The sequence below is a fragment of the Streptomyces pseudovenezuelae genome (assembly GCF_001513955.1).
Classification (GTDB): Bacteria; Actinomycetota; Actinomycetes; order Streptomycetales; family Streptomycetaceae; genus Streptomyces; species Streptomyces pseudovenezuelae.
This window is the reverse complement of sequence record NZ_KQ948147.1, coordinates 499,876-519,376: the sequence shown is the minus strand read 5'-3', so window position 1 is coordinate 519,376 and position 19,501 is coordinate 499,876. Positions and strand designations below refer to the sequence as shown.

Annotated in this window: 18 protein-coding genes; 7 read left to right on the top strand and 11 right to left on the bottom strand. The window is 71.3% G+C overall.

Annotated elements, in window-relative coordinates:
* Positions 1–62 precede the first annotated feature (62 nt).
* Positions 63–1,391, bottom strand: coding sequence for an enolase C-terminal domain-like protein (locus AQI94_RS18665; protein WP_031038797.1), 1,329 nt, complete (start codon positions 1,389–1,391; stop codon positions 63–65).
* A gap of 41 nt (positions 1,392–1,432) precedes the next feature.
* Positions 1,433–2,770, bottom strand: coding sequence for a gluconate:H+ symporter (locus tag AQI94_RS18660; protein ID WP_031038801.1), 1,338 nt, complete (start codon positions 2,768–2,770; stop codon positions 1,433–1,435).
* 1,307 nt (positions 2,771–4,077) lie between these two features.
* Between AQI94_RS18660 and AQI94_RS18655 the strand changes: the two genes are divergently transcribed.
* Positions 4,078–4,266 carry a hypothetical protein gene (locus AQI94_RS18655; protein ID WP_030498833.1) on the top strand — a complete coding sequence of 63 codons (189 nt, stop codon included), beginning with the start codon at positions 4,078–4,080 and terminating at the stop codon, positions 4,264–4,266.
* Here the strand turns inward: AQI94_RS18655 and murJ are convergent.
* Both murJ and AQI94_RS18645 read right to left on the bottom strand, forming a co-directional pair.
* Positions 4,249–5,931 (bottom strand): murein biosynthesis integral membrane protein MurJ, encoded by a 1,683-nt coding sequence (murJ, locus tag AQI94_RS18650; RefSeq protein WP_031038804.1) that lies wholly within the window; start codon positions 5,929–5,931, stop codon positions 4,249–4,251. The genes AQI94_RS18655 and murJ overlap by 18 nt on opposite strands.
* A gap of 1,041 nt (positions 5,932–6,972) precedes the next feature.
* Complete coding sequence (locus tag AQI94_RS18645; protein WP_031038806.1) at positions 6,973–7,875, bottom strand: helix-turn-helix domain-containing protein; 903 nt, start codon at positions 7,873–7,875, stop codon at positions 6,973–6,975.
* 297 nt (positions 7,876–8,172) lie between these two features.
* Here AQI94_RS18645 and AQI94_RS18640 point away from each other — a divergent pair, with 297 nt between their 5' ends.
* Positions 8,173–9,420 carry an MFS transporter gene (locus AQI94_RS18640; protein ID WP_031038810.1) on the top strand — a complete coding sequence of 416 codons (1,248 nt, stop codon included), beginning with the start codon at positions 8,173–8,175 and terminating at the stop codon, positions 9,418–9,420.
* Positions 9,421–9,623: 203 nt separating this feature from the next.
* Here the strand turns inward: AQI94_RS18640 and AQI94_RS18635 are convergent, their stop codons facing one another.
* Positions 9,624–9,959: a hypothetical protein gene (locus AQI94_RS18635; protein ID WP_031038811.1), complete on the bottom strand. Its 336-nt coding sequence runs from the start codon at positions 9,957–9,959 to the stop codon at positions 9,624–9,626.
* 94 nt (positions 9,960–10,053) lie between these two features.
* Complete coding sequence (locus AQI94_RS18630) at positions 10,054–10,749, bottom strand: type 1 glutamine amidotransferase domain-containing protein (protein ID WP_031038814.1); 696 nt, start codon at positions 10,747–10,749, stop codon at positions 10,054–10,056.
* Between the two features lie 50 nt (positions 10,750–10,799).
* Between AQI94_RS18630 and AQI94_RS18625 the strand changes: the two genes are divergently transcribed.
* Both AQI94_RS18625 and AQI94_RS18620 read left to right on the top strand, forming a co-directional pair.
* Positions 10,800–11,747 (top strand): LysR family transcriptional regulator, encoded by a 948-nt coding sequence (locus AQI94_RS18625; RefSeq protein ID WP_031038817.1) that lies wholly within the window; start codon positions 10,800–10,802, stop codon positions 11,745–11,747.
* A gap of 110 nt (positions 11,748–11,857) precedes the next feature.
* Positions 11,858–12,592, top strand: coding sequence for a maleylpyruvate isomerase family mycothiol-dependent enzyme (locus tag AQI94_RS18620; protein ID WP_031038821.1), 735 nt, complete (start codon positions 11,858–11,860; stop codon positions 12,590–12,592).
* Here AQI94_RS18620 and AQI94_RS18615 read toward each other — a convergent pair.
* Positions 12,589–12,972 carry a MarR family winged helix-turn-helix transcriptional regulator gene (locus AQI94_RS18615; RefSeq protein ID WP_031038823.1) on the bottom strand — a complete coding sequence of 128 codons (384 nt, stop codon included), beginning with the start codon at positions 12,970–12,972 and terminating at the stop codon, positions 12,589–12,591. The two genes, AQI94_RS18620 and AQI94_RS18615, sit on opposite strands and share 4 nt — an antisense overlap.
* Before the next feature lie 86 nt (positions 12,973–13,058).
* Between AQI94_RS18615 and AQI94_RS18610 the strand changes: the two genes are divergently transcribed.
* Both AQI94_RS18610 and AQI94_RS18605 read left to right on the top strand, forming a co-directional pair.
* A complete protein-coding gene (locus tag AQI94_RS18610) occupies positions 13,059–14,549 on the top strand; it encodes an MFS transporter (protein WP_031038825.1) in 1,491 nt (496 codons plus the stop codon).
* Between the two features lie 85 nt (positions 14,550–14,634).
* The gene (locus tag AQI94_RS18605) at positions 14,635–14,922 is read left to right on the top strand and encodes a DUF6332 family protein (protein WP_031038827.1); all 288 of its coding nucleotides are present in this window, start codon (positions 14,635–14,637) and stop codon (positions 14,920–14,922) included.
* On the opposite strand, the gene AQI94_RS18600 is transcribed toward AQI94_RS18605, so the two are convergent.
* The 3 genes from AQI94_RS18600 to AQI94_RS18590 form a co-directional block, all read right to left on the bottom strand.
* The gene (locus AQI94_RS18600) at positions 14,883–15,548 is read right to left on the bottom strand and encodes a response regulator (protein WP_031038830.1); all 666 of its coding nucleotides are present in this window, start codon (positions 15,546–15,548) and stop codon (positions 14,883–14,885) included. The genes AQI94_RS18605 and AQI94_RS18600 overlap by 40 nt on opposite strands.
* Complete coding sequence (locus tag AQI94_RS18595) at positions 15,545–16,783, bottom strand: sensor histidine kinase (protein ID WP_107119427.1); 1,239 nt, start codon at positions 16,781–16,783, stop codon at positions 15,545–15,547. The genes AQI94_RS18600 and AQI94_RS18595 overlap by 4 nt, the downstream gene beginning before the upstream one ends.
* 124 nt (positions 16,784–16,907) lie before the next feature.
* Positions 16,908–17,600 (bottom strand): TetR/AcrR family transcriptional regulator, encoded by a 693-nt coding sequence (locus tag AQI94_RS18590; RefSeq protein WP_031044395.1) that lies wholly within the window; start codon positions 17,598–17,600, stop codon positions 16,908–16,910.
* A gap of 126 nt (positions 17,601–17,726) precedes the next feature.
* Between AQI94_RS18590 and AQI94_RS18585 the strand changes: the two genes are divergently transcribed.
* Complete coding sequence (locus AQI94_RS18585) at positions 17,727–18,176, top strand: nitroreductase family deazaflavin-dependent oxidoreductase (protein ID WP_031044393.1); 450 nt, start codon at positions 17,727–17,729, stop codon at positions 18,174–18,176.
* On the opposite strand, the gene AQI94_RS18580 is transcribed toward AQI94_RS18585, so the two are convergent.
* A complete protein-coding gene (locus tag AQI94_RS18580; RefSeq protein ID WP_031044390.1) occupies positions 18,166–19,452 on the bottom strand; it encodes a geranylgeranyl reductase family protein in 1,287 nt (428 codons plus the stop codon). The genes AQI94_RS18585 and AQI94_RS18580 overlap by 11 nt on opposite strands.
* Positions 19,453–19,501 lie beyond the last annotated feature (49 nt).

The window sequence follows — 19,501 nt, the reverse complement described above, 5'->3', positions numbered from 1 at the left end:
GCATGGGACGGGATGGGACCGGTCGCTTCAACACTCGCGTCCGCGCACTGGCCACGGACGCGTCAGCGGACGAGGCAGGGACGCTTGGCGTCGAAGGTCCAGTCCTTGATCAGGTACTGCATTCCCGCGGCATCGTCACGGCCCGCCGAGGCCACCTCCTTGTGCAGTTCCTCGGCGGCCCGGAGCCGGTCGCGGTCCAGCCGGACCCCGAGGCCCGGCGCGTCCGGGACGGCGACTTCGCCGCCGGTGATCCGCGGTGGCTCGACGGTGAGCCGCTCCATGCCCTCCTGCCAGATCCAGTGGGTGTCGAGGGCGTTGTACTCACCCGGGGCGGCGGCACCGCAGTGCGTCATCATCGCCAGCGAGATGTCGAAGTGGTTGTTGGAGTGACAGCCCCAGGTCAGGCCCATCTCGTGGCACAGCTGGGCGACCCGGACCGAGCCCTGCATGGTCCAGAAGTGCGGGTCCGCGAGCGGGATGGACACCGACTGCAGGGCGAGGGCGTGGGTCAGCTGCCGCCAGTCCGTGGCGATCATGTTGGTCGCCGTGGGCAGCCCGGTGGCCCGGCGGAACTCCGCGAGAATCTCCCGGCCGGAGTAACCGCCTTCCGCACCGCAGGGATCCTCGGCGTAGGCGAGCGTGCCGACGAGCGGACGGCACAGCTCGACCGCCTCGCGCAGGGACCAGGCACCGTTCGGATCGAGGGTGATGCGGGCCTCCGGGAACCGCTCCTTGAGCGCGTGCACGGCCTTCACCTCCTCACTGCCGGGCAGGACACCGCCCTTGAGCTTGAAGTCGTGGAAGCCGTACCGGTCGTAGGTGGCCTCGGCCTGGCGGACGATCGCCTCGGGGGTCAGCGCCTCCTCGCGCCGGAGGCGGTACCACTCGACGTCCGCGCCGGGTTCACGGACGTAGTCGAGGTCGGTGCGGTCCGGGTCACCGACGTAGAAGAGGTAGCCCAACATCCGTACCGCATCGCGTTGTTGGCCATCGCCGAGCAGGGCGGCGACCGGGACGTCGAGGTGCTGGCCGAGGAGGTCGAGGAGCGCCGACTCGACGGCGGTGACGGCGTGCACGGTCGTACGGAGATCGAAGGTCTGGGCGCCGCGGCCGCCCGAGTCGCGGTCGGCGAAGGTGTCGTGGATCGCGCGCAGGACACGTTTGTAGTCGCCGACGCGGGCACCGACGACCAGACTCTCGGCGTCGCGCAGGGTCCGGGTGATGCCGTCGCCGCCCGGCACCTCCCCGAGGCCGGTACGCCCCTCGGAGTCCTCCAGGACGACGACGTTCCGGGTGAAGTAGGGGGCGTGGGCGCCGGAGAGGTTCAGAAGCATGGAGTCGTGTCCGGCCACCGGGTGGACGGAGAACTTCGTGACGACGGGTTGGCTCATTGCGGGGCGGTGCCCTTCCTGTGAGGCGGGGGGTCAGGAGGTCAGACGTTGAGGGTGTCCAGCACCTGTTCCAGGATCAGTACACCGCCGAGGCCCAGGATCGCGAGGACCGTCGTATAGGTGGTGCGTGCCTTGATCGCGTCGATGACGGACAGGTTGAAGTACTCCTTGAACATCCAGAATCCCGGGTCGTTGACGTGCGAGAAGGCGATCGACCCGCAGGAGACCGCGAGCACCATGACTTCGGCGTGGACCCCGCCGCCCGCTAGCAGCGGCAGCGCCACTCCGGAGGCGGTGACGACGGCGACGGTCGCGGAGCCGAGGGCGATACGGAGGATGGCCGCGATCAGCCAGCCCAGGATGAGCGGGGAGACGGACCAGCTGTCGGTCGCGTCCTTGATGTAGTCGGATATGCCGCCCTCGACCAGGACGTTCTTGAAGGCGCCGCCCGCTCCGATGACCAGCAGGATCATCGCCATGGCCTGGGCGGCCTCCTTGCACGAGGTGCTGACCTCCGCGAGGCTGCGCCCCATCCGCGGCCCGAACACCCACACGGCGACGAGCAGGGTGAGCAGCAGGGCGATGGGCGCGGAGCCGATGAACGCGACGAAGTGCAGTCCTGCGCTGTCCCCCGAGGTGGCCAGGTCGGTCACCGCGGCACCGGCGATCAGCACGACGGGCAGCAGGGCCACCGCCAGCGACCAGCCCATGCCGGGCATCTCCTCCTCCTCGAAGACCCGCTCACTGACCAGGCCCTTGGGGATCTCGGGGTTCATACGGCGGATGAACGGCAGGCGCGGCCAGAGGAGGGCGATGAACGCGCCGACCGGGACCGCGATGAACAGGCCGTAGAACAGGGTGAGTCCGACGGAGGCGTGGAAGGTGGCCGCGACGGCCGTGGGGCCCGGGTGCGGCGGCAGGAAGCTGTGCATGGTGGACAGGGCGATCGACATCGGGAGGCCCACCCAGAGCAGGTTGGCCCGGGTGACCCGGACGAGGGTGAAGGCGACCGGCACGATAATCACGAAGGCGACCTCGTAGAACATGGTCACGCCGATGAGCATCGCGGACAGCACCATGGCGACCTGCACCCAGCGCGGGCCGCACACGTCGAGGAGCTTGCCGGCGATGCGTTGGGCGGCGCCGGAGTCCCCCATCACACGGCCGACCATGGCGCCGAGCCCGATGGTGAGCATCGTGTCGCCGATCTGGTCCCCGATCCCCTCGGAGAGGACGTCGGGGATGTCCTCCAGGCCGATGCCCTGTACGAGGGCGACGCCCACGGCGACCAGGAGGAGGGCGGCGAAGCCGTTCAGTCTCAGCTTCGTCATCAGAAAGAGCAGGACGAGAACGCTGATCCCGACCACGACGAGCGGCATGTGTCAGTTCTCCCTTGAACTGGCAGGGCGGTGAGAGGAGTTCACCGGAGCACTCCACGGAGTCACCCCACTGAACGCGATCCTCATACAAAAACACCATCTACATATGAGGACGGAGGCTAGATGGATGGATCACCGGCGGTCAATGGGTCTGCGCGAATCGCCTGTCGATCGCGCGGGCCGTCTCGCGGCGTCCAGGCGCGCCCCAGGGCGAGTCACCGGTCCGTACCTTCGCGGTGCTCGAAGTGCCGGAAGCCCGAGGCGAACTGCCTGCGAGCCTGCGTGAACCCTCCGACGGGCTGGGCGTGCCCGCGCGACAGCAACTGCGCCGGCTACCCCGAGCGTGAGTGCGTCCGCCGTCAACTGACGCAGCTCGCCAAGCGTGGGAAGGACGGTGAACCCGGCGTCTGCCATCGCTGTTACACCTTCGAAGGGGTATGCATCGTCTGCGGACGCTTCCGTGCTGGCGCCCACAGCAAGAGAGTTGGAGGAGCCGCTCTCTGCGCCCCCGGTCGATGCGTCGATGCGTCGATGCGTCGGCTGCAGACGCGGCAAGAAGGCCGCAGTCACCACCTGGCGATCGGCCCCTTTTGCTCCCCCTGCTACTCCAGGCGCCGACGCAACCCAGAGCCCTGCTCCCTCTGCGGTGTCACCCGCGTACGGGGCGGCCTCAACGACGACGGCGGCAAAACCTGCGGCCCAGGCTGCGGCACCGACATCGTTTTCTCCTGCCGCCGATGCGGCACCCCGGGCGACATCCTCGGTGATGGACGCTGCCTGGAATGTGGGGCCAGCGACCGTGTCCACAATCTCCTCGCCGACGAGGACGGACAGGTCACCCCCGCGCTCGCTCCGCTTGCCGAAGCCCCCGCCACAGCCCCTAGTCCCCGGTATGTTCTGGCGTAGCTCCGCCGCAGCCCGAGCGCCCGCCTCCTGGCCACGCTGTCCGCCGGCCACGGGGAAATCACCCACGCACTCCTCGATGACCTGCCCCAGGACGCGGCCACGGGCCACGTCCGCGACCTTCCGGTGCACACCCGCCGCACACAGAGATCAATCGGCCCTTCGCCGAGTGGTTCGTCATCCGTGACGCCCGCCGACGCGCAGACCGCGGACGTTGCTCGCTCAACGCCGCCACCGGCGACGGCAACGAGATCCGACCTGCGGCCTGACCCAGAACCTGGAGTAACCCGGGCGCCCTATGAGCATGCCGGTGCTCTTCCTTGACGACGAGGACCACCAGGAGCAGCTCCCGTCGAGGCCTGACGGACGCCTCACTGCCTCTGGAACTTCGGATCGTCGGCGCCTTGATCCGGCCCTACGGCCTGCCCCTCATCCGCATCGTCCACCTGACGACCGGCCGTTTCCACCAGGACGAGCGCGGCGCCTACTTCACCTTCGACGAGAACGCCGTGCTCCTGCCGCCGACGCTGGCTCGTCTCATCGAACAGCAGACCACCACAGGCCGGTCCCTCGACTCAGTGCATCCCCGGTAGGCGACGCAACTCGCTGACCTTCATCAGCCTGGCGAGAAGGAGGTACACCAGAGCTGTCGCGAGCGCCCCGACAGCCAGCGCGACGGCAGTAGGCCACGTTCCACTTCCCAGGCCCGCGCACGCACGCGCCGCAACCCAGCCCAGCCCTGCAGCCGGACCCGCGGCGCAGAACAGTTTTGGGTAGGTGCGGCGCAGACCACCGTCGTCGATACGCCCCCCGAGCCGCTTGCGCAGCAGATACGCGGTGAGGGCGAGCCCGGCCACGTAGGAGAGGGTGTAGGCGCCGGCCATGCCGACCACCGCCCACCGGGCAGGCAGCAGCATGTGGCAGGCGGTGACCAGGGCAATGTTCATGCCCGCGATCCAGGCCGCAATCAAGAAGGGAGTGCGGGTGTCCTCGAACGCGTAGAAGCCGCGCAACAGCAGGTACTGGGCAGAGAACGGGATGAGGCCGAGCCCGAACGCCTGGAGCATGTACCCCAACGGCCGGACTGAGTCGGCGTCCGCCGCTCCGTGGGCGAACAGCAGCGTCGCGATCTGCGGCCCCAAGGCGAGGAAGAGGAAGGCGGCCGGCACGATGACCACGCCGCTGATCCGCAGCACTCGAGACAGGTCCGCGCGCAGATCCGGGATGCGCCCCTCAGCGACGGCCCGGCTCATACGCGGCAACAGCGCCGTCACCAGGGAGACCGTCACGATCGACTGCGGCAGCATCCAAATGGTTTGCGCGTATGTGTAAGCCGAGTAGCCCGCGCCAGCCTGCGGCAGTTCCTGGTCGGCCGCATTGGCGTAGTTCGTCACCACCGTCAGGGCGACCTGGTTGGCCAGGACGAACAACAGGGTCCACTTCGCCGCGTGAACACTCTTGGCCAAACCGGTGCCCCGCCAGTCGAACCGCGGCCGGAATCGGAAACCCGCCGCCCGCGCGAACGGAATGAGCGCCAGAGCCTGCACGGCGATGCCCGCCGTCGTCCCTACTCCCAGCAACCACACCTGGTCGGAGGTGATGTCCTCCACCCGGTCGGGCACCGCCATCAGCCCCAGATAGGCGGCGAACATGCCGATCAGCACGACATTGTTCAGCACCGGGGTCCACATCATCGCGCCGAACTTCTCGCGGGCGTTCAACACCTGCCCGTACATGCTGAACAGCCCGTAGAAGAAGATCTGCGGCAACAGGAACCGCGCGAACGTCACCGTCAGCTCGAACGCCTCATGACTGTCCGGGGTGTCCCGCATGTACAGGCCCACGATCTGCGGCGCCGTCCACACTGCCAGGGCCGTCCCCACGCCCAACACGCACACCACGAGCGTGACCAGACGCTGCTCGTAAGCACGTCCGCCATCAGGTTGCGTCGCCCTGGCCCGCACCAGCTGCGGCACCAGCACGGCATTGAGCGCGCCGCCGATCAGCAGCGTGTACAGGCTCGTTGGCACCGTGTTCGCCGTGTTGTAGGTACTGGCCAGCAAGCCCGTCCCGAGCGCTGCGGCTTGTAGCATTTGACGGATCAGTCCCGTCGCTCGGGACACCACCGTGCCGATAGCCATCAACAAGGAGGAACGAGCCAGCCCGCCCGTGTCCTTCTTCTGCTGGGCGGTACGCCGCCCCCTCGTCTGTTGCCCCTGCGGCATGGTCTGCGCCGCGGAGTCCGCCCCCTGCACCATGCCGTCAACCTATGCCCCAAGATCCCACAGCCCCAATTGGCTTGCTTTGCCGAGGCGTTCAGCGAACCCTCCCCGACCGGCCATGACCGTGGTCTCAGGAAGTACGACAGCAACGGCACAAGTGCTCTGCGCCAGTACACCGAATAGCACAGGGTCGGGACACTGCCTCTCACCAGTACGTCTCGCGGCCTCCAGGCGCACCCGAGGCCGAGTCGGTGGTCCGCACCGTCGCGGTGCTCCAAGTGCCGTATCTCGACGCAGCGTTGGACCCACTCGGCGAGACCAGTCAACTCGCGCGATCGGACCGTTCGCACCTTGCCCACCTGGCCCCGCGAGGCGCACGAGAACCTGCGCACGCTCAGCCGCGCGGGCCAGCGAGTTACCGGGCACGCTGGCGTGCCGGGCACCGGGCCGGTCGCGGGGGCGACGGGCATGCGCCGCTTGCGGAGCGCGCCGATGGCGAACTCCCGTTCAGCGAAACGCCGTTGCGGGCGTACACGACCAACACACACACCAGCCGGGGCGCTCTGCCGACCGATCTCGCGGAGGTACGGGCGCGTGGTCACTCGGTCAACCGGGAGGAGGCGGTGGCCGGGATCGCCGGGTTCGGGTTCGACCCGCGCTCCGAGACACCTGCCGTCGACGCGATCAGTTGCCCAGCGCCAGTGCCAGAGTCCAGGCTCACAGGGGGCCGTGCTGCGGCAGATGCGCTCGCAGATCGAATCGGCGCTGCTGCTTCACGGCCGAGAGCGACGACGGTCGGGGCGCCCTCGGCCGGGCGATGCGTCCATACGGTCCCGCACCCGAGGGGCCCACGGAGTCCGCCGTGCCCCCGCGACGCGCCCCGGGCAGTCCTCTCGTCGTCGACCCGTTGCTCCGGAGACATGACGGACCGACGCCGAGCGGCCCAACTCATCTGCGACCGGCTGCCGTTGAGGCCGATCCGGACCCACGTCGACAGAGACGCCCCGGCGGATGCCCGTGCCGGTCGGACGGTCCCCCGCGCCATCCGACCGGCCGTCGGTTGTACCAACGGGGACGCTACCGGCCCGTCCCCGTCGCGGTCTTGGAAGAATTTGCACTCCCGGACAGAGCCATCGCCCCCTCCACCCGGCGCGCGGCCACCATCCGTCCCGGCGTGGTCCCCGCGATGGCCCGGAACTCACGGTTCAGGTGCGCCTGATCGTAGAAGCCGCAGGCCGTGGAGACCTCGGTCAGACTCGCGGCCCCGCGACCGAGCAGCGCCACGGCGTGGCGGAAGCGCAGCACCCGGGCGGACGCCTTGGGTGCGAGGCCGATCTGCTGGGTGAACCGGCGGATCAAGTACCCCTGGCTCCAGCCCACTTCGGCGGCGATCCGGGCGATCGGGATCGCTCCCGCGCTCCCGGAGAGCAGGTGCCAGGCCTGCGCCACCTCGGGCGTGGGCGACGGACCGTACTCGAGCCGGGTGAGCAGCGCCATGTCCAGCAGGTCGAACCTGGCGGCCCAGTCCGGTGTGGCCGCCATCCGCTCCACCAGCACGCCGGCCTCGGGCCCCAGGACGTCCCGTATCTCGACGGCCAGGTTCGTCAACTCGCTCATCGGCATGCCGAACAGCCGATACGCGCCCAGCGGTGTGAATTCCACCCGGATCGCCTCCTGGCCACCGGGATGCGTGCAGATCGCGGGCCGGTCCTCCAGCCCCACCACGAGCGACCCGATACGCCCGCTGCCCCCGCCCCGCACACCGAGCCGCCGCACCTGCGAGAACGGCTCCGCGAGACTGATCAACAGGGTCGCGCTCCCGGTCGGCACCAGTCGGGCCTCGTACGGCGTGGCCACCGCTTCCCAGTAACCGACGTAGCTGCGCAAGTACGGCCGCAGCCCCGGATGCCAGGGCCTGGTCACCCGCCACAGCCCACCGAGCCGCGCGATCTCGACCGCACCCGTGCCTGTCCCCACCATGTCACCACGTGCGCCAAGAACCACCTGGAGCGCTCCTCCCGCTCACAAGCAACCGCCGTGAGCCGACCATCCGACAGCTCCGTGACATCCAGCATCCAACGCCACCGCGCCCGACTCACGAGTAACGGCGTGAAGTTGGCATGCAGGCGGGTGCAGATCCGATGACGGCGGTGACGGTGGCCACCGATGCGGGCCCGGATGTGGGGGCGTTCGTCTCGGTCGCACCACCAGTGGGCCGGCACCGCCGCTCACCCGAACACCCTTGCCGACAATCGAGCACACACCTACGCTGACTTTGTGCCGCCAATAAACAAAACGCGAACCCGCACAGCCGCGCCGGACAACTCCCTCACCCGACTCCGTATCGCCCTGACCGTCTTCTTCGCCCTCGACGGCTTCGTGTTCGCCGGGTGGGTCGTCCGCATCCCCGCGATCAAGGAGCAGACCGGCGCCTCCGCCAGCGCCCTCGGCCTCGCCCTGCTCGGCGTCTCGGCCGGTGCGGTGATCACCATGATGCTCACGGGACGGCTGTGCCGCCGTTACGGCACCCACCGGGTCACCGTCGTCTGCGCCGTGCTGCTGTCCCTCAGCGTCGCCCTGCCGCCGCTGACCCACTCCGCGCCGGCCCTCGGCGCCGTACTGCTGGTCTTCGGGGCCGCGTACGGCAGCATCAACGTCGCTTTCAACAGCGCCGCGGTCGATCTGGTGGGCGCGCTGCGGCGGCCCATCATGCCCAGCTTCCACGCGGCCTTCAGCCTGGGCGGCATGCTCGGTGCCGGGCTCGGCGGGCTGGTCGCCGGCGGCCTGTCCCCCACGCGGCATCTGCTCGGCCTCACCGTGATCGGCCTGCTCGTCACCGCCGTCGCGGGCCGCACCCTGCTGCGCATCCAGCCCCCGGCACCCACACCGGACACGACCGAGCAGAAGGCCGCGCCCCGCCCGCCGGGCAGCCCCGCCCCCGCCCCCGCCTCTTCCCGCGACCGCGACCGCACCCACACCCGCACCCGCGGCCTCGTCTTCACCTTCGGCCTGATCGCCCTGTGCACGGCCTACGGCGAGGGGGCCCTGGCCGACTGGAGTGCCCTGCACCTGGAGCACGACCTGGACGCCACGGCCGGCGTCGCGGCGGTCGGTTACTCGTGTTTCGCGCTCGCCATGACCATCGGCAGGCTGACCGGCACCAGGCTGCTCGAACGACTCGGCCAGACCCGTACGCTCGTGGGCGGCGGCACCACGGCCGCGCTCGGCATGCTGCTCGGCGCCCTCGCCCCCTCCGTCTGGGCGGCACTGCTCGGCTTCATGATCACCGGGCTCGGCCTGGCCAACCTCTTCCCCGTCGCCGTCGAGCGTGCGGGCCGGCTGGCCGGACCCGACGGCGTCGCCGTCGCCTCCACCCTCGGCTACGGCGGCATGCTGCTCGGCCCGCCCGCCATCGGCTTCATGGCCGACTGGTTCTCCCTGCCCGCCGCGCTCACCAGCGTCGCTGCGCTGGCCGCCACCGCGGCGGTCATCGCGGCGGTGACCCGGCGCGCGGCAGCGGCTTGACCACGGCCAACGGGCCCGAGAGCTCATGGCGGGCGCCCTCCGCGCCACGGAAGGCCGTCGCCGCCACCCGGGGGAACGGGCCGATGCCCCGCTCTCCGGATCCCACCCCAGCCGGGCTCCTCCGGAGCACTCCGGCGCCCGCCGGTTCAGAACCCACCCGAAACACTCCGGCTCACCCCGTTTCACTCAGGATGAGCCACCGCTCACTCAGGGTGAGCCACCGCGTCCTTCTGCAGCTCCACGGCCGCCAGCAGGCTCAGCTTCGGCTCCGCCTTGCGCAGGGCCCGCACCGCCGCGACGGAGCTGATGTCACCCGTGAAGCCGACGGCGGCCAGCCGGGAGCGGACCCAGCGGGCGCGCAGCACGGTCTCGGCGGCCGCGGCGGTGGACTCGACGAGCGCCATGGCGCGTTCCAGCCCGGGACGCTCCTCGGGCGGGGCCTCGTCCAGCGCCTGGCGCAGGGCGGCTCCGACGACGTCCGCGTCCCGGACGACCAGCACGAAGTTGTGTTTCTTGTTCAGTCCCGCGATTACCGACATGCGGACCATCGTGTCGGTGATGTTCCGTGGCCGACAAGCGACTTGAGGAGCCTCAGAGACTCGGCCCCGCCCCGTCAGGCACCGCGCGCTTCGCTCAGCCCAGCTTCTTCAGCAGTTCCGCGGCGAGCGGTGCGGAGGACGCCGGGTTCTGCCCGGTCACCAGGTTGCCGTCGACGATCACGTGCGGAGCCCACGGCTCGGCCACCTCGACCTGGACGCCGGCCTCGGTGAGCCGGTCCTGGAGCAGCCACTTCGCCTTGTCGGCGAGGCCCGCCTGGGTCTCCTCGGCGTTGGTGAAGGCGGCCACGCGGCGTCCCGCGAACACATTGGAGCCGTCCGCCCTGGTCGCGGCGAGCAGTGCGGCCGGGGCGTGGCAGACCACTCCGAGGGGCCTGCCGCTCTCCAGGGCACGGGTGAGCAGTCGGCCGGAGTCCGCGTCGACGGCGAGGTCCTCCATGGGTCCGTGGCCGCCGGGGTAGAAGACGGCCGCGTAGTCGTCGAGGTTCACCTCGTCCAGCCGAAGCGGGTGCTGGAGTTCGGTGGCCGAGGAGAGCACGCCGGCGATGCGGTCGGCGTTCTCCTGTCCGCCGTTGGCCTCGGCCGCGAGGCTGCCCTTGTCCACGGTCGGCACGACCCCGCCCGGGGTGGCCACGACGATCTCGTGGCCCGCGGCCTTGAAGGCCTCGTACGGGGCGACGGCCTCCTCGGCCCAGAAGCCGGTCGGGTGCTGGGTGCCGTCGGCCAGGGTCCATCGGTCGGCACCGGTCATCACAAAGAGGATCTTCGACATGGTGAGACCGTAGCTCTGCCCTGCCATAGAAATCCAATAGGCTCACGCATATGAGGGATAGGAACTCCAATGGCTCTCCGGAGGATGCGGGCCAGGCCGTGGGCGCGCCGCTGGACCTGAACCTGCTGCGGACCTTCCTGAGCGTGTACCGCACCGGCTCCTTCACCGCGGCCGCTCGCCTCCTCGGCCTGTCCCAGCCCACCGTCACCACCCAGATCCGCACTCTGGAAAGACAGTTGGACCGCGAGCTGTTCGAGCGCCGGGCGCGGGGGGTGACCCCGGCACCGTACGCGGACGAGCTCGCCGCCCGGGTCGTGGAGCCCCTGGACTCGCTCGCCGCGGTGGCGGGGCCCGCCGGGAGCGCGGAGGACGCCCCGGCCGAGCCGGTGCACCTCGCCGGTCCGGCCGAGCTGCTCTCCCGGTGCGTCCTGCCCGGGCTCGCGCCCCTGGTGGACAAGGGCGTACGGCTGCGCGTCACGCCGGGCCTGACCGATCCCCTCCTGGACGACCTGCGGGCGGGCCGCCACGACCTGGTGATCGCCACGTTCCGGCCGCGCGGCCGCACGCTCACCGCCCTCGCGCTCAACGACGAGGAGTTCGTCCTGGTCGCCGCCCCCACCTGGGCCCGGCGGATCGGCACACCGGAACATCTCGCGGCCACGCTGCACGGCGTCCCGCTCGTGGCCTACGCCGAGGACCTGCCGATCGTGCGCCGCTACTGGCGGCACGTCTTCGGCCGACGCCTGGTACGGCAGCCCGCGCTCACCATGCCCGACCTGAACGGGGTGAAGGCCGCGGTGGCCGGGGGCGCCGGAATCACCGTGCTGCCCCGCTATCTGTGCGCCGGGGAGCTGGCGTCGGGGGCACTGGTCCTGCTGCACGACCCCGACGACCCGCCCATCAACACGGGCTTCCTGGTGCAGCGCCCCGGCACCTCCGGCAATCCGCACGTGGCGCTGGTCCGTGACCACCTGCTCCGGGCCGCCCGCGACTGGTAGCCGGCGGGGGCAGGGTGCCGGCACCGCCAGGGGGTCGGCACCGCCAGAGGACCGGCAGCGCAGGAGGTCGGCACCGCCAGGCGGCCGGCCCCGTCGGGCACACTTCTTCCATGGAGACACCCGAGTTCATCCGGATCCTGGACCGCGAAGGCCGGCTGCTCGCGGCGGCCGCCGAACAGGCGGGCCCGGACGCGAAGGTGCCGACCTGCCCGCAGTGGCAGGTGCGGGACCTGCTGCGGCACACGGGCACCGTGCATCGCTGGGCGCGGGCCTTCGTGGCCGAGGAGCTGACCGGCTTCCGCCCCTTCGACGACGAACCCGCCCTCGACGGCGACGAGTTGCTGGCCTGGTTCCGCACCGGCCACCGCCTCCTGGTCGACACGCTGGACTCCGCCGCGCCCGACGTGCGGTGCTGGCACTTCCTGCCCGCCCCCTCGCCGCTCGCCTTCTGGGCCCGGCGGCAGGCGCACGAGACGGCCGTGCACCGCTTCGACGCGGAGGCGGCGCGCGGCGGTACCCCCGAGGAACCGGGGCGGGACTTCGCGGCCGACGGCATCGACGAGCTGTTGCGCGGCTTCCACGCCCGCGAGAAGAGCCGGGTTCGCAGTGCCGAGCCCCGGGTGCTGCGAGTGCGGGCGAGCGACACGGACGACGCCGTGTGGACCGTACGCCTGACCGAGGAGCCGCCCGCGACCGAGCGCTGCGAGGCGGGGGACGCCGACTGCGAGGTGTCCGGGCCGGCCGCGCGACTGTATCTGGCGCTGTGGAACCGGCTGCCGCTCCCGCGGGTGACCGGGGACGCGTCGGTCGCGGAGCTGTGGCGGGAGACGTCCGCCGTGAGCTAGGCGGAGGGTTCCAACATCCGGGTGAGAACCGCGCGTTGCACCGGCAGGGCGTCACGGTGCAGCGCGCGCCCCTTGGCCGTGAGCGAGACGCGTACGCCGCGCCGGTCCTCCGCGCACATCCCGCGCTCGACGAGTCCGTCCTTCTCCAGCCGGGCGATCAGCCGCGACAGCGCGCTCTGACTGAGGTGGACCCGCTCGGAGATCTCCTGCACACGGTAGGCGCAGCCGCCGTCGGCCAGGACGTCCAGCACCTCGAAGTCGCTGCCGCACAGGCCGTGTTGATGGAGAGCGCGGTCCAGTTCGCACTGCGTGCGCGCGTGCAGCGCGAGGAGGTCCCGCCACTGCTCCGCGAGTGCCCGCTCGGGCTTGTTCGCCACCATGCGCGGCACCGTAGCAGAGAAGCCGGATTATTGCATTGGAATTAAATGCATTTGCATTCGATGCATGCGCATGTAGTGTCCTCGGCATGACCTCTCCGCTCACCACCCCCGCGGACCCGTCCTCAGCGGTCCGCTGGACCCCCCGGCTCTGGGGCACCCTGCTGGTGCTGTGCGCCGCGATGTTCCTGGACGCCCTCGACGTGTCGATGGTCGGCGTCGCGCTCCCGTCCATCGGCGCCGACCTGGGCCTTTCCACCTCGACGCTGCAATGGATCGTCAGCGGCTACATCCTCGGCTACGGCGGTCTGCTGCTCCTGGGCGGCCGGGCCGCCGACCTGCTGGGCCGGCGCCAGGTCTTCCTGGTGGCCCTCGGCGTCTTCGCGGTCGCCTCGCTTCTCGGCGGCCTGGTCGACTCGGGCCCCCTGCTGATCGCCAGCCGTTTCGTCAAGGGCCTCAGCGCCGCCTTCACCGCGCCCGCGGGCCTGTCCATCATCACCACGACCTTCGCCGAAGGCCCCCTGCGCAACCGCGCGTTGTCCATCTACACCACCTGCGGCGCCACCGGCTACTCGATGGGACTGGTCTTCTCGGGCCTGCTCACGGAGGCCAGTTGGCGCTACACCATGCTGCTGCCCGCGCCCGTCGCCCTGATCGCCCTCGTCGTAGGCCTGAGGCTGCTGCCGCGCAGCGGGCGCGAGCAGAGCACCGGCGGCTACGACATCCCCGGCGCCGTCCTCGGGACCGCCTCTATGCTGCTGCTCGTGTTCACCGTGGTCCAGGCGCCGGACGCGGGGTGGGGTTCGGCCCGCACGCTCCTCTCCTTCGTCGCCGTGATCGCCCTGCTGGCCGCCTTCGTGGCCGTCGAGCGACGCAGCCCGAGCCCGCTGATCCGGCTCGGCGTGCTCCGCTCGGGACCCCAGGTGCGGGCTCAGCTGGGCGCGTTGACCTTCCTCGGCAGCTATATGGGCTTCCAGTTCCTGGTGACCTTCTACATGCAGCAACTGCTCGGCTGGTCGGCGCTGCACACCGCGCTGGCCTTCCTGCCGGCGGGTGCGCTCGTGGCCCTGTCCGCGACCAAGGTGGGCACGGTCATCGACCGGTTCGGCACACCGCGGCTGATCGTGGCGGGCTTCGCGCTGATGGTCGTCGGCTATCTGCTGTTCCTGCGCATCGACCTCGACCCGGTCTACGCGGCGGTGATCCTGCCGACCATGCTGCTGGTCGGTGCCGCCTTCGCGCTGACCTTCCCCTCGCTCAACGTCCAGGCCACCAGCGGCGTCGACGAACACGAACAGGGCATGGTCTCGGGTCTGCTCAACACCTCGGTCCAGGTGGGCGGAGCGCTCTTCCTCGCCGTGGTGACGGCGGTCCTGACGGCGAACACCCCCGAGGAGGGCGCGTCCCCGCAGGCCGTGCTCGACAGCTATCTGCCCGCCCTGACGGTGGTCACCGGGATCGCGGTCCTGGGTCTGCTGATCTCGCTCACCGGACTGCGCGTGCGGCGCCGGCAGGAGAGCGTGGTCGTCGCCAAGTCCACCTCCCTGGAGGAGACGGAGCGCGTGGTCGTCCACGACTAGCGCGCACCGGGGGCGCCTCCTCCGACACCGGGTGCCCGGCGGAGCCTGCTTGCTCCGCCGGGCACCCGGCTGTGAGACTCGGAGGATGGAGACGTACGGGGGACGCCGGAACAAGGCGGAGCGGGACGCCGTCACCGTCGAGACCGGATACGCGCTGTGCAGCGCGCTGTTCGCGGCGGCCGTGCTGTTCGGAGCGGTGGCGGGACCGGCGCTGCTGTTCGAACTGCCGGGCATTGTCGAGACCTTGCTGCTGCGGGCCGGGCTCTTGATCGCACCCGTGGTCTTCGCCGCCCGGGTGATCAGTGTGCTGGTGCGCTTCCGGCGGGAGCGCCCTCAGCCCAGCCAGCCCGGCCGCACCAACCCCGACTCGTAGGCCAGCACCACCAGTTGGGCGCGGTCACGGGCGCCGAGCTTGACCATCGTGCGGCTGACGTGGGTCTTGGCGGTGAGCGGGCTGACGACCAGCCGGCGGGCGATCTCCTCGTTGGACAGACCGATGCCGACCAGGGCCATCACCTCCCGTTCCCGCTCGGTGAGTCCGGCGAGGGCGCCTTCGGCCGCGGGCTCCTTGGAGCGGGCCGCGAACTCGGCGATGAGTCGGCGGGTCACCCCCGGTGACAGGAGCGCGTCGCCGTCGACCACCGCCCGCACGGCACGCAGGAGTTCCTCCGGTTCGGTGTCCTTGACCAGGAAGCCGGAGGCGCCCGAACGGATCGCCTCGAAGACGTACTCGTCGAGTTCGAAGGTGGTGAGCATGACCACCTTCACGTCCTTCAGGGCGGCGTCCTCGGTGATGCGCCGGGTCGCGGCGAGACCGTCGAGCAGCGGCATCCGGATGTCCATCAGGACGATGTCCGGCCGCAGTTCGCGCACCTTGCGCAGCGCCTCCTCGCCGTCCGGGGCCTCCCCCGCCACCTCGATGTCCGGCTGCGCGTCGAGCAGGGCCCGGAAGCCGGCTCGCACGAGGGACTGGTCGTCGGCGAGCAGTACGCGGATCACCGGTCGTCCTCCTTGGCCTTCACCTTGAGCGGCAGTACCGCGAGGACCCGGAACCCGCCCCCGGGACGCGGCCCCGCCTCGATCGTGCCACCGAGTGCGGCGGCCCGCTCCCGCATTCCGGCCAGACCGTTGCCGCTGCCGCCCGCGTCGGCGCCGGTCGCGGGTCCGTCGTCGTCGACACGGAGCCGTAGCGCGTCCGCGTCGTGATCGAGCCGCACGCGCGCGTGCCGCGAACCGGAGTGCCGTACGACATTGGTGAGCGCCTCCTGGACGATGCGGAAGGCGGCGAGGTCCGCGCCGGGCGGCAGCCCCGGTGCCGTCCCCTCCACGTCGACCGTGAGACCCGCGCCGGCCGCCTGGGACACCAGCTCGGGCAGCCGGTCGAGGCCCGGCGCGGGGGCGCGGGGCGCGTCACCGGGGGTGCGCAGCGTGTCGAGCACCTGGCGGACCTCGCCGAGCGCCTCCTTGCTGGCGGCCTTGATCGTGCTGAGCGCGGTGCGGGCCTGCTCGGGGTCGGTGTCCAGGAGGGCGAGGCCGACGCCCGCCTGGACGTTGATGACGGAGATGCTGTGCGCGAGGACGTCGTGCAGTTCGCGGGCGATCCGCAGCCGCTCCTCGTCGGCGCGGCGCTGCGCGGCCCGGGCCCGCTCGGCCCGCTCCCGGGCCCACTGCTCACGGCGGGTCCGGGCCAGCTCCGAGACGGCGACGATGGCGACGACCCAGGCGGCGATCACGCCCTCCTGCCCCCAGGGGGCGGCCGCGTCCCCGGACGGCGGCAGCCACCGGTAGAGCCAGTGGGCCACCAGGACGTGCCCGGCCCACAGCATGGCGAGCGCGGTCCAGGCGGCCCTGCGGTGTCCGGCCACGACGGCGCTGAAACAGGCGAGGGCGACCGGGAGGAACACGGGCCCGTACGGATACCCGGCCCCGAGGTACAGCATCGCGGCAGCCGCCGCACCGAAGACGACGAGCACCGGCCGGCGATGCCGCCACAGCAGCAGCCCGGAGCCGATCACCAGCAGCGCCCGTGCGAACGGATCGAGCGCGGCCCGCTCACCGACCTGCTGATGGGCCGCGTAGTTCGACCCGCCGAGCACGAAGAACGTGACCAGCAGGGTGGAGGGCCACGGCCACCGGGCGCCCTGTCCGTCGCCGCCCAAGCCGCGCCCCCAGGGCGGCCCGTGCCGCCACCACCGCGGCGAACCTCCCCCGCGCGCACCCCGCTCACCGTCCATGACAGCCACGCTAGACGGCCCGGCCCGAGCAGGACGTCCCCCGAGCGTGGTGATCACGCCTACTCCCGGCGAAGTACGACGGCGGCAGCGGGACCCGCGGCGGTCACGGCCTCGCCGGACACCCTTAGTGGAGCCCCACGCCCCGCCCCAGCTGCCGCGCCGCGTGCCGGAAGAACGGCTCCCGCTCCTCCACCACCCGGTTGAACTGGCCGAAGAGTTCGAACCCGACCAGGCCGAAGAGCTGGGCCCAGGCCACCACCAGCGCCGCGGCCACCGGCGCCGGGAGGTCCGGGGCGAGGTCGGCGGCGATGCGGTCGGCCTCGGCGCGCAGCTCCTCGGGTACGGCGGGCAGCTCCTCCAGACCCCCCGGGCCGTCGTGGGCGTCGCGGACCACGCCGATCAGGAGGAGGCCGACGCGGGCGGCGGCCGGGACGGTGGCCTGCGGGGCGACGTATCCCGGGACGGGAGAGCCGTAGATCAGGGCGTACTCGTGCGGATGATCGAGCGACCAGCGGCGGACCGCCTCGCACACCGCGACCCAGCGCTCCAGCGGGGCCGCCTCCGCGACCGCCTCGTGCGACCGCTCCGCGCTCTGCCCGAGGGAGTCGTACGCGTCGATGATCAGCGCGGTGAGCAGGTCGTCGCGGCTCGGGAAGTAGCGGTACAGCGCCGAGGAGACCATCCCCAGCTCCCGTGCCACGGCCCGCAGCGAGAGCTTCGCCGCGCCCTCGGCGGCGAGCTGCCGGCGCGCCTCGTCCTTGATGGCGGCGGTGACTTCGAGCCGGGCACGGGCCCGGGCTCCTTGTACGGTGCTCATGCCTCCAGTGTTCCACAGGGAGAGAGCGGTGCACACAAACGAGAGCAATGCTCTTGTCAGCACTCACCAGTCCGGGCACACTGTTCTCAAGTGAGAGCGCCGCTCTCTCGAACAATGGGGGTCGTCATGTCCACGCACGTCCAGAAGCCCGGCTGGTTCACGGTCAACGTCTTCAACCGCCTGGTGGCCTGGCTCACCCGCCGTGGCCTCAGCGTCTGGGGTTCCCGTGTCCTGGCGGTCCGCGGCCGCAAGAGCGGCGAGTGGCGGACCACGCCGGTGAACCTGCTGACGGTGGACGGCCGGCAGTACCTGGTGGCGCCGCGCGGCCACGTCCAGTGGACGCACAACATGCGCGCGGCCGGCGGCGGCGAACTGCGCCTCGGCAAACACGTGGAGGCCTTCACCGCGACCGAGGTGGGCGACGACGACAAGGTCCCGCTCCTGCGCGCCTACCTCAAGCGCTGGAAGGCCGAGGTCGGCGTCTTCTTCAAGGGGGTCGGCCCCGACTCCCCCGACGCCGACCTGCGTCGCATCGCGCCCGACCACCCCGTCTTCCGCATCACGGTCAAGAGCTGATCTCCCCGCCCTCGGGGGCCCCGGCGGGACGCGGGTCCAGCGCGGCCAGTGCCCGCTGGGCCATCGGCCGGCCCCGGACGAGCTCGCCCAGCGAGGTCGCGCCCTGGGTGATCTCCCGGAAGGCGTTCCACGCGGGCCGGAAACCCGTCAGTGCCGCGTGGAAGAGGCCGGGCCGGCGCTCGAACGCGGTCAGCATCCGCTTGCCGACGCTCATCTCGACGCCGAGACCCGCCTTGACGGCGAACGCGTAGTTCAGCGCCTGGCGCCGGGCGTCCACCGCGTCATGGGCCTCCGCGATCCTGACCGCCCACTCCCCCGCGAGCCGCCCCGAACGCAGCGCGAAGGAGATGCCCTCGCGGGTCCACGGCTCCAGCAGCCCCGCCGCGTCACCGCACACCAGGACCCGCCCGCGCGAGAGCGGGGAGTCGTCGGCACGGCAGCGGGTCAGGTGGCCGGAGGAGATGCTCGGTTCGAACCCGGCGAGGCCGAGCCGCCCGATGAAGTCCTCCAAGTACCGCTTGGTGGCCGCGCCTTCGCCACGCGCCGAGATCACCCCGACCGTCAGGGTGTCCCCCTTGGGGAAGACCCAGCCGTAACTGCCGGGCATCGGGCCCCAGTCGATGAGCACCCGCCCCTTCCAGTCCTCGGCCACGGTCTCCGGCACCGGGATCTCCGCCTCCAGGCCGAGGTCCACCTGGTCGAGCTTCACCCCGACATGCGCGCCTATCCGGCTGGCGCTGCCGTCGGCCCCGACGACCGCCCGCGCGAGCAGCGTCTCGCCGCCCTGCAGGAGCACGGCGACCGTACGCCGGTCGGGCACCGCCGAGCCGTGCTGCTCGACCCGCTGCACGGTGACGCCGGTGCGCAGCTCGGCGCCCGCCTTCTGGGCGTGCTCGACGAGCTGCTGGTCGAACTCGGGCCGGTTGATCAGCCCGAACAGCATCTGCTTGGAGCGCCGGGTCCGCGTGAAGCGGCCGTTGTTCGAGAAGGTGACCGCGTGCACCCGGTCCCTGAAGGGCAGCTCGAAGCCGGGCGGCAACGCGTCCCGCGAGGGCCCGATGATGCCGCCGCCGCATGTCTTGTAGCGCGGCAGCTCGGCTTTCTCCAGCAACAGCACGCGCCGTCCAGCGACCGCCGCCGCGTAGGCGGCCGAGGCGCCCGCGGGTCCCGCACCCACCACGACGACGTCCCACACCCGCTGCGCGTCGTCCTGCACGCCGTCCGCCGAAGAGTCGTCCGCCGAAGTGTCGTCCGCCGAAGAGTTCTCGCTGCTCACGATGGTCTGCTGCTCCCGATCAAGCCGTTGCCGCACCTGTCTCCCGCAT

Bases quoted from the DNA above. Each gene is read 5' to 3' on its own strand.
- AQI94_RS18665 (WP_031038797.1), bottom strand. From the start codon at position 1,391: ATGAGCCAACCCGTCGTCACGAAGTTCTCCGTCCACCCGGTGGCCGGA.
- AQI94_RS18660 (WP_031038801.1), bottom strand. From the start codon at position 2,770: ATGCCGCTCGTCGTGGTCGGGATCAGCGTTCTCGTCCTGCTCTTTCTG.
- AQI94_RS18585 (WP_031044393.1), top strand. From the start codon at position 17,727: ATGTCCACGCACGTCCAGAAGCCCGGCTGGTTCACGGTCAACGTCTTC.
- murJ (WP_031038804.1), bottom strand. From the start codon at position 5,931: ATGGTGCAGGGGGCGGACTCCGCGGCGCAGACCATGCCGCAGGGGCAA.
- AQI94_RS18620 (WP_031038821.1), top strand. From the start codon at position 11,858: ATGGAGACACCCGAGTTCATCCGGATCCTGGACCGCGAAGGCCGGCTG.
- AQI94_RS18635 (WP_031038811.1), bottom strand. From the start codon at position 9,959: ATGTCGGTAATCGCGGGACTGAACAAGAAACACAACTTCGTGCTGGTC.
- AQI94_RS18615 (WP_031038823.1), bottom strand. From the start codon at position 12,972: ATGGTGGCGAACAAGCCCGAGCGGGCACTCGCGGAGCAGTGGCGGGAC.
- AQI94_RS18625 (WP_031038817.1), top strand. From the start codon at position 10,800: ATGAGGGATAGGAACTCCAATGGCTCTCCGGAGGATGCGGGCCAGGCC.
- AQI94_RS18630 (WP_031038814.1), bottom strand. From the start codon at position 10,749: ATGTCGAAGATCCTCTTTGTGATGACCGGTGCCGACCGATGGACCCTG.
- AQI94_RS18595 (WP_107119427.1), bottom strand. From the start codon at position 16,783: ATGGACGGTGAGCGGGGTGCGCGCGGGGGAGGTTCGCCGCGGTGGTGG.
- AQI94_RS18590 (WP_031044395.1), bottom strand. From the start codon at position 17,600: ATGAGCACCGTACAAGGAGCCCGGGCCCGTGCCCGGCTCGAAGTCACC.
- AQI94_RS18610 (WP_031038825.1), top strand. From the start codon at position 13,059: ATGACCTCTCCGCTCACCACCCCCGCGGACCCGTCCTCAGCGGTCCGC.
- AQI94_RS18605 (WP_031038827.1), top strand. From the start codon at position 14,635: ATGGAGACGTACGGGGGACGCCGGAACAAGGCGGAGCGGGACGCCGTC.
- AQI94_RS18645 (WP_031038806.1), bottom strand. From the start codon at position 7,875: ATGGTGGGGACAGGCACGGGTGCGGTCGAGATCGCGCGGCTCGGTGGG.